Origin of the sequence: Bradyrhizobium sp. R2.2-H (assembly GCF_004346455.1) — a bacterium.
Lineage (GTDB): Bacteria > Pseudomonadota > Alphaproteobacteria > Rhizobiales > Xanthobacteraceae > Bradyrhizobium > Bradyrhizobium diversitatis.
In genome coordinates this window covers 1-8,241 of record NZ_SMBR01000031.1, presented here as the reverse complement: position 1 = coordinate 8,241, position 8,241 = coordinate 1, and the positions used below count along the sequence as shown (strand labels likewise).

The 8,241-nt window shown below is 59.3% G+C and carries 8 protein-coding genes and 1 pseudogene; 3 read left to right on the top strand and 6 right to left on the bottom strand.

The features are described 5' to 3' along the window. From EDE08_RS38100 to EDE08_RS38085, 4 genes and pseudogenes are all read right to left on the bottom strand, one after another. Positions 1–305: pseudogene (locus tag EDE08_RS38100) on the bottom strand (hypothetical protein); the annotation flags it as partial. A 226-nt stretch (positions 306–531) separates the two neighbouring features. Continuing rightward, positions 532–1,152, bottom strand: coding sequence for a hypothetical protein (locus tag EDE08_RS38095; RefSeq protein WP_131874839.1), 621 nt, complete (start codon positions 1,150–1,152; stop codon positions 532–534). Positions 1,153–1,970: 818 nt separating this feature from the next. After that, the gene (locus tag EDE08_RS38090) at positions 1,971–3,329 is read right to left on the bottom strand and encodes a DUF1036 domain-containing protein (RefSeq protein ID WP_131874838.1); all 1,359 of its coding nucleotides are present in this window, start codon (positions 3,327–3,329) and stop codon (positions 1,971–1,973) included. Between the two features lie 264 nt (positions 3,330–3,593). Next, positions 3,594–4,520 (bottom strand): hypothetical protein, encoded by a 927-nt coding sequence (locus tag EDE08_RS38085; RefSeq protein WP_131874837.1) that lies wholly within the window; start codon positions 4,518–4,520, stop codon positions 3,594–3,596. Between the two features lie 679 nt (positions 4,521–5,199). On the opposite strand from EDE08_RS38085, the gene EDE08_RS38080 reads away from it, so the two are divergent. The 3 genes from EDE08_RS38080 (at position 5,200) to EDE08_RS38070 (ending at position 6,920) form a co-directional block, all read left to right on the top strand. Next, the gene (locus EDE08_RS38080; protein WP_131874836.1) at positions 5,200–5,643 is read left to right on the top strand and encodes an XRE family transcriptional regulator; all 444 of its coding nucleotides are present in this window, start codon (positions 5,200–5,202) and stop codon (positions 5,641–5,643) included. 591 nt (positions 5,644–6,234) lie between these two features. Continuing rightward, complete coding sequence (locus EDE08_RS38075; protein WP_130370874.1) at positions 6,235–6,546, top strand: type II toxin-antitoxin system HigB family toxin; 312 nt, start codon at positions 6,235–6,237, stop codon at positions 6,544–6,546. Beyond that, on the top strand, positions 6,543–6,920 hold the full coding sequence (locus EDE08_RS38070) for a helix-turn-helix domain-containing protein (RefSeq protein WP_235885116.1): 378 nt from the start codon (positions 6,543–6,545) through the stop codon (positions 6,918–6,920). Before EDE08_RS38075 ends, EDE08_RS38070 begins: the two co-directional genes overlap by 4 nt. A 191-nt stretch (positions 6,921–7,111) precedes the next feature. On the opposite strand, the gene EDE08_RS38065 is transcribed toward EDE08_RS38070, so the two are convergent. Then, positions 7,112–7,537, bottom strand: a complete 426-nt coding sequence (locus EDE08_RS38065; protein ID WP_131874835.1) for a type II toxin-antitoxin system VapC family toxin — start codon at positions 7,535–7,537, stop codon at positions 7,112–7,114. Next, complete coding sequence (locus tag EDE08_RS38060; RefSeq protein WP_057198591.1) at positions 7,534–7,788, bottom strand: FitA-like ribbon-helix-helix domain-containing protein; 255 nt, start codon at positions 7,786–7,788, stop codon at positions 7,534–7,536. The genes EDE08_RS38065 and EDE08_RS38060 overlap by 4 nt, the downstream gene beginning before the upstream one ends. Positions 7,789–8,241 lie beyond the last annotated feature (453 nt).

The following is an 8,241-nucleotide window of genomic DNA, read 5'->3' as shown; positions in this document are numbered from 1 at the left end:
AAGGTCGGGATCATCACTTTGAGCCGCTTGCCGCACACCCGATCCGACGCCTCCCACAACGCCGTCAGCGCGTCCTTGATCGTCGCGCCATATCTACGCTTGCGCTCTCGAGGTGCCTCCACTTCGTCGGGCCCAACCGTTGCGCGTCGCCGGAGTGCGCGCACCGCATGCTTGCGATGCCAGCCCGTCGTTGCGCACAGCTCGTCAAGGATCCGCCCCTTCTCCGTTCGTTTGGCCGACCGGTAACGTTCCATCACCGCCGACAACACTTCGCGCCGCGCGCCCATGCTGATCTTTCCCGCCATGGAGGCCACCGAACCAATTTGGTGGCGCTGCTGCATTCATCGGCGAGAAGTTGTTTAGTAACATTCTGCGTGAGGCAATGCGATCAGTCCGTCTAAGGAAAATCGGCACAATCCGCCTCTGCGCAACAATGTCGTTGGTCGGACAAATCGGCCGGGGGCACAGCCCCCGGATCCCCATCATGATCGCATCGCAAGTTGCCCGCGATCGCAGCGGATCGGTTGGGGATCAATCTCTTGCGACGTTTCGTCTTCGGATAATCCGAAGGTAGATAAGGCCTGATACGAGGAGCACTGCAAGCACGGCAAGTACGCCATCGGTAAGATACAAAATGTATTCGTTGACGCCGAAGACCTTGCCGCCCCCTTGTTCGGTTCTTCGAGCGACCGAGAAGCAAGGCTGCGATGCGCAACCGACAGCGTGAGCCGTAACCCGACTAGCCCAAAATCCTTGCTGGAGCGGACTGAGAGCATTCCAGCCATGGATAAGGCTGTCCGAGTAACGGCTTCCAAAAATGACGAGTGCGAGAAGCACTACCATTGTGAAGATGCAGGCGGTTCCATAGGTGATAACCTTGCTGCGATCCTTGGCATCTTCGAAGGCCGTGTTTGGCGGCACTAAAATCCGCGCGCGCGCCTTTTTTGCCTGGCGTGCATACAAGGCTGCCGTCCATACGAGCGCACTGCCGGCTAGCAAAGAAACGAGCAAACCCCAGTATCCCCGCGAGATTAGGACGCCATCCGGCGGCGGCTTGTCTCCGAAACCGTTTTGCACAAAAAGCGCCCACCCGATCGCAAGCGGGATAAAGAGGTTACCTATCCAGGTCCAAAGCCTTGCAAGGGGCATCATGATGGCAATCCTATAGGTCTTTCCCACCGCATGCAGCCAAGCCGTGATTTACACCGCTAGCACCCCTGCATGCGTAAGCTGAAGGCTGGCCGGCGTGAACGGTGCATTTCCCGGATTTGGCATAGTCATCGGCTAGCGAATCCTTCACGTGAGTGACGAAGACCTTTCCATCGTACCAGCTTCTTCCGCCACCGATTCCCCGACGCGGTGTCCATGTATAAATCGCGACCGTTGCTGGTGTCGCGTTGCGTGAGAAAAGTGACGCGCGGTTACCGGTCGCTGGGACAACGGAAGTTGTTCGGATCTGCACGCGGCAAACCTTCCGACCACTAAGCGCAGGAATCGTGTACCGGGTTTCCTCACCCGCCGCCTGCGCAGTGAACGCGGCGCCAGCGCTTACAAGGCGGATGGCATTTGCGGGAATACCAATCTGTGCAGATATTCCATTGACCGCTGCCGCGCAGGCCGGGTCACGCAAACAATTCTGGACTTCGTCCCAGGGCGTTCGCGCGTTGCGAACCGGATTGATATGATGGCTCGTCATAACTATGTCGTCGGATTGCTGGGCCCAAGCAGGAGAAGCAATCATGCCTAGCGTGAAGAATGCTAGGGCGGTAAACCTTTGTACAACGCTCATATCAACGTACCTCCAGGTTAAGATTGCATTGCATTTACGTGCAATCAGCAGGTGAAGTAGGCGATCTCAGCAGCGGAAGCGGTCGACGAAGGGTTGATGCGTTGGCCGTACGCTCCTGAGGTTTTTCTCGCTTTAACGCGCGAGCCGGGACAGATCCCGACTCGTCTTCGACGTGAAGGTTCTAGAATCGGATCTTGGGCAGCTTGGGAAGCTTGACGGGCGGCAGCCCGACCTGACGCCACACCGAGGCGTCGCTCCGTCCCAGTTCTCCGCGCGCCAAATCCTGGGCTGGTCCCGCGATATTGTTGCGAACGGTGCGAACCAGTGCTCCATCACGCCCGACAAGATCATTGCTCGGGCCGGGACCCCGGGTCACGTCTTTCCAGGCATTACGGACAAACTTGACGGCCTCGTTGTTCTTGCCGAAGCAGCCGTCGCCGCCGATGCCGTCCGTCATGCACTTCTGCAACTCGTTCAGCGTGAGCTGGGTACCCACGCAGCCCGCGAAGGCATACGGCTGGCCGCCAGTGGTCACCGCGCACTGCACGAACACCTGCTGCTCAGGGGTCAGATTGTTTCCCGCGGCACAGACACCCATGCCGACGTAGTTGTTGCTATTCTTCACGACACAGTCGGCGATGCGACGATGCTCCGGGTTCACGTATCCGCCAGCGGCGCACAGGCCCATGTTGGTGTAGCTTCCGCGATTCGTCGCGACACACTCGACTAGGCGGCGCTGCTCGGGGGGCAGTTGCCCGGCGAGGGCACACGATCCCATTGAGGCCAGATTGCCCTGCGAGGACACGGCACAGTTCAGAAAGCGGGACTCCTGTTCCGAGAGGCGGCCGTTGGTCAGGCAGGTGACCAAATTCGCATTGTCACTGTACTTTGCGGAGCAGTCGGCGACCGCCGCAGCATCCCGGTTCAGATAGCCCTGGTTGGCGCACACGGCGAAGCTGGCATAGGTCTTGGTCTTATCCCAGCACTCCAGAATCTTGCGCTGAGTGGACGTCGCGGCATTCCGCGTCCAGCATTTGATGAACGCATCCCGTCCGTCCCGCATGGTGTTGACGCAATTCCGGGCGGCCTCGGCCGGGTCCATCTGAGTCTCGGTGAGACGCAGGGTGTGCTGATCGGGCTGGCTCGTGTGGACTTTGCGGAAGTTGAACCCCTCGCAGGGCGGGTCGACCGCGTACGAGAAATGGAAGCGGTCGCGGGTGGTGCAGAAGTGTGCGCTTTCGGCGCCGTCCTTCCACTGTATGGAATTATCTGTGTTCCTAGCGTAGTAGTAGAAGATCTGATTTTCCATCGCTCCTGCGATGGGGTTCTTGCACTCCTGCGGCGCAAGTGTGTACCAGCCGCGCGAATTCCAGGCATTGCCTTCCTTCCAACCCACTGCGACGTGCAGTTTCATGCCGGTCTCGTTGCAAACAAAGACGCCCGCATTCGCCGGTGCGCTTGCCATGAAGCTGACGACAGCAAATGTGGCTGCCGCGATGAAGAACGGAATGGCCTTGAACCGTCCGGTGATGTTGATCACGTGAGTCTCCGCTGATCGCGCTCGAACCTTCTGTTCGAACTCAGCGCAACCTAACTTTGCACGCGCGCGCTGCAATGAAGACTATGCGGCGCCAATCAGCGGAAGGATTTGTTTACCAAGTTGTTGGGAGTGAAGTCGGGCGTTGGCCCCAGAGGGACAAGTGGTAGTGCGCAGTGAGACGCGCACTATCATTCGCCCCGGCCCAGGTAGAACTCGCGTAGGCAGTAGAGGGTTGAACATTGTCTCCGAAGTTCCGGAAACGTTCTACCGGGACACTCGAAATTTCAATATTTTGTCCGCGTCTGAGGTCGCAGTAGATGACGCGCCATACAGGTTCATCAGATTTCGGCCAGCTTCCCTTGCGAGATCGGATGTCGAGGCAAACGCGGTGCGGAAGTTCTCGAAGACATCACTGTCCATCCGTACAGCAAACTTGCCGCGGGGGACACCGTCATCCTTGCTTAGCCGGCGCAGGAATCCCCAATCGATCATGTCCTGGATGTAACCCGTTGTGGCCTTCACGCTGACGCCGACGTGCTGATAAATTGCACTATGGAAATCATCGACCAGCAAGTAGGCCTTTTTCGGCTTGCTCTGGGGATGCTGGTGCAGCCAAGCTGTCATAAAGATATGCCAATAGGCGTAGGTCTTTAAGGCCAGCAGTGCCTTGTTCCGGCGTGCCGGAGAATCTGCTATCTGCTTGCGGAGGAATGCGAGGCGATGTTCGTCCCATGCTTCCAGGAAGCTCTCAAAGAATTCGAAGAAGATCCGGTTCGCACCCTCGACGGGCGAAATTTGCAGATGCGAAGGAAACGTCGGTTCGATTTCGCGGGCAGCTGCGTAGAGCAGCTGGACTGTCTCGGCGACATGTGCGTCAAATGATTGCGTGAGCTTGTTGGTTGGTGACAGGCAGGTTGACGACCGAATGGTCTTCTCGTCGAGGCTGATCAAGTCCTCCTTGACGAGTTCTTTGATGCGCAGGATGCTGGTTTCCTCGTCAAGGCCATAGACGGCATCAAGCCGCCCCCGTATACGCGAAAAGAGGATTCCGTCGTCGTGCATGCGCACGATTGAGGCGATCTGCCAATGAGCCTTCCTCATGGAGTTGGGAAAGTATCGGTCCCATACCTCTCCATAGGTCTCAATAAACTTGCAGACCACGTACGCCGGATCGCTCGATTTGGTTTCCATCAGCAGCCCCCACCGCATCGCCGGATGGTAATCTTTACCCGAAATTGCGCAAAGGGAACAGTGGGTAGACGTAGGGGGAACGCGGGCAAATCATCGGCAGGACACCGCCGCGCAGGCGCGGCAAAATTTTTGAGTTCAACAAGCCGGGCCGCTTTCGCTGCCCGGCTTGTTCGGTGGCCTGTGGCTACGCCACAGGCGCGTTAGGGATTGCCGTTGAGGTAATCGCAACACCCGCGGCAACCAGCCCTTGTCAGCCAGAATCCGCTCTGCGGCCTCGGCTATCGCAGACTTCTTCAAGTCCGCCAACTGCGCCGCCGCCCTTTCGGACACGCCCTCGCGCACCGCCTTCATAATGCCGGCCTTGGTTACCTGCCCAAGGTAGTTGGCGGCAGTGGGTTGCCAATGCCCCGCCATGTCCAGCGATACCGCCTCAGCCAGCGCCTGAACGTGTTTCGGGGGGCCGACGCTTCACTCGTTCGGGTGACGCCATCGATCGTAAGGGCAGCACAATGCGCCAAGAGTTGCATCAACAGGGACGCCGCCAGCGCTGCCTGCCGGTCGCTGCACGCGCGCCCGAGCGGGCTTTCATCGATGCCCGTCGCATGACCGACAGGTAGACCGTGCGCGCCGTGAGTTCGACTACACTGTGCCCGTCTCGCCTGATGGTGACGCGAAAGTTGTGGCTGAACCTGTCGCCGCACTGGTCGCGGAGAGTGACGCGCTGGAATCGGCCCTGACGGCGGCAAGAGAGCGGGGGCAGGTCAGGGTGGCCGAGATATTGAAGGGCGATGACATGCTGACGGCGAGCGATTTCGGTTCGCTCATCGGCGGGTCCCACGAGACCGTCAACGTCAAACGCCGCCAGGGCGAAGTCCTCGGACTGCAGGGCGCGACCCGCGCGGTGAGATATCCGCGTTGGCAGGTCACGGACGCCGGCTTGCCGCTGCCCGGTTTGTCCAGGCTGTTTGAGATACTGGGCAGACATCCGTGGGTCGTCTATCGGTTCCTGCGGACCGAGCACGCGGAGCTCGGCGGACGGACCGCCCTGGATGCCTTGAAGGCAGGGCAACATGAGGCCGTTATGGGTGTAGCCCAAAACCAGATGAACGGAGTCTTTTCCTGAGGATGACCACTATGGCGCGTCTGCTAGACTGCCGATCCGAGCTTGCGGCCATCCTGAACGACTTAGAGACTGCTATTGTTTGACGGGACGGCTTTCAAGCCGGAGTTGGACGCAGGATGGACCGCCTTGGGGCTGCTCCTTAGAGCCGGGGCGGCCAGCAGCGGGGCGTCAGACCCCAATTGAAGCCGAAAGATTCAGATCGAACGAGAAACGACAACCCCAGACCAAACCTATGGAGTCAGATTCGCATAAGGAGGCATCTCCGAAGAAGTGCCGGCCTCGATGCGACTTATTTGTCGTTTTCGGTTCAATTTAAGTCGTTTAGGTTCAATCGGAGTCTGGACCTGCCGATCCGTTGGATGAAGTTTGGGCGGCTAGGCTGTCGCAGATTTCGGTTTTCAGCCCCGCCGCCAGCTAACCTCGTCCTGCGACGGCGGGCTGGCTGCTAGCGCGGGACCGCGGTGGCGCCCGAAGGTCCAATTTCTTCTTCCTACAGGACGGCCCGTAGCTCGCGTTCGGCCGCGCGACAAAAATTCCCAAAAATGGAATTGTCCTCTTCCATTTTTGGGAACTCCTGGGTAGTATCCTTTCATGCTGGTGATCGGCACGGACATTGTGGAGCGCTATTTTGCCGAGCGCTCTGGTCATCGGGGCATCGATGCGGCGCGCGCTCAATACAGGGCATGGCTTGCGATTGCGGAGAGTTCGGACTGGCGGACGCCGCAACAGGTGAAGCGATCGCATCCCAAGGCGAGCATCCTGAAAGGCGGACGTGTGGTGTTCAACATCAAGGCCAATGACTACCGCCTGATCGCCATAGTTCAATACCGTGATGGTGTGTTGATGATCCGCTTCTTCGGCAGTCATGAAGACTATGACAAGGTCAACGCAGAGACGGTATGATGAAGGCAACATTGATAATTATCCAGAACCAGGCCGATCATGAGGCGGCCAAGGCGCTTGTCGGCAAGCTGATGCAATCGAACGAGGCTGCCGATCGAGCCCGCATGGTCGCGCAGGCTCGCCTTATCGAGGCGTATGAACGCGCGCGCTGGCCGCGCAAAGCGCCGCCGTTGCCCGATTTGTTGGCCTATTTGGTGGAGCAACATGGTTTGACGCGCGCTGATCTTGTGCCGCTTCTGGGCACTGCGAGTCGGGTTAGTGAGGTCATGTCCGGCAAGCGCGAATTGAGCATGACGATGGTGAAGCGTCTGCGCGAGCGTTTCAATATTCCGGCGGATTTGCTGATTTCAGCGAGTGGAAGTGTTGCTGCTTAGGTCGATCGGTACCGCGACGGTCTGAGTTGAATTTGCCGGAAAGGAGCAGACTCGGATGGAACCAAGTTCTGGCCAACCGACTCGGGTGGAGCCAGAATGGACTCTGAAGGGCCATAATCCGTGAACTGAAACTACTGCGCTTTTTCGCTCCGAGACTCCGATCGAACCAGAAACGACAGTTGTTGTTGTTCCTATCGGCTGGTCACGGTCCAGGGGTCAATCACCGTCAGACCTGCAGCATTGAACGCACTCGTGTCGCGCGATGCCACTGCGCACCCGTGCGCGGCAGCGATTGCAGCGATGTAGCCATCGGGTGTTGGGAAGCCTTTTCCCAACGCGCGCGCCTTGACGGCGAGTTCGGCATAGCGCCGCGCCGCGGCGGTATCGAAGGCCAGGATGCGGGTCGCGAACAGGTCCAACACGCCGTCGAGCGCAGATGCCAGCCTGTCCTTGCGCTTGCCGCGCGGCAGCGCGCCGATGCCGAACAGCAGTTCCGCGACGGCGACGCTGGAGAGAAACAGCGTCTCGGCCGCCTGGGCGTCGAGCCAGTCACGGACCGATGGGTGCGGATCGGGCTTCATCGCCTCGGAGACCACATTGGTATCGAGCAGGATCATTCGAAGCGCATCGGCTCAGCGGGACGCGCGTCGCGGCCCTGTTCAAGTGCCTCGACATCGGCATTGGTGAGTCCGATCTTGCGGCTCATCTCCGAAAGGGCAGTGCCGAGCCGCAGCCGGCCCTCGGGACGCACGGCTGCCTCCAGAATGGCGCGCATTTCCGCTTCCGTGCTGCGATTGTGTTGCGCCGCGCGGACTTTCAGGGCGCGGTGCGCCTCCTCGGAGAGATTGCGGATGGTGACAGCGGCCATGATGGCGCCCTCCCGAGATTGACTGCGATGCTATCAATGTAGATTGTTTGATAGCGTTTTTCAAGACCGATTTCGGCGCTCGCGCGCGCCGAACCCAGCTTCAATCGGAGTCTACAGCCGCTTGGGTGGCCGCGGCGCTCTGGACAACCCGTCGCAGACGGCTGGGAAAGCTCCTGCCGACGGCCGGAGCGCCTTCTTAAAGTGCATCGGCTGGCACGAATTGAGTCAGCAGTTGCGCGTGCTTCTCCGATCTCTGGGACGATCCGGGCACACCGGCAAATAGGCGCTTCGCCCTCTCAAATTGCGCCCGTTCGAACGGTCCGTCATGGTCCGGCTGTCGTTCGGCATGCAAAATTGACCCCCCGTATTGCCGCATCTGCGAATGTTACCCTGATGGCGCCATTGCCGATGACGATCCGATGTCGATTAATCGGTCGCGCCAGATGGCTTTCC

Excerpts from the sequence above, each read along its gene's own strand:
- EDE08_RS38095 (WP_131874839.1), bottom strand. The coding sequence starts at position 1,152 with ATGATGCCCCTTGCAAGGCTTTGGACCTGGATAGGTAACCTCTTTATC.
- EDE08_RS38085 (WP_131874837.1), bottom strand. The coding sequence starts at position 4,520 with ATGGAAACCAAATCGAGCGATCCGGCGTACGTGGTCTGCAAGTTTATT.
- EDE08_RS38075 (WP_130370874.1), top strand. The coding sequence starts at position 6,235 with ATGCTGGTGATCGGCACGGACATTGTGGAGCGCTATTTTGCCGAGCGC.
- EDE08_RS38070 (WP_235885116.1), top strand. The coding sequence starts at position 6,543 with ATGATGAAGGCAACATTGATAATTATCCAGAACCAGGCCGATCATGAG.
- EDE08_RS38065 (WP_131874835.1), bottom strand. The coding sequence starts at position 7,537 with ATGATCCTGCTCGATACCAATGTGGTCTCCGAGGCGATGAAGCCCGAT.
- EDE08_RS38060 (WP_057198591.1), bottom strand. The coding sequence starts at position 7,788 with ATGGCCGCTGTCACCATCCGCAATCTCTCCGAGGAGGCGCACCGCGCC.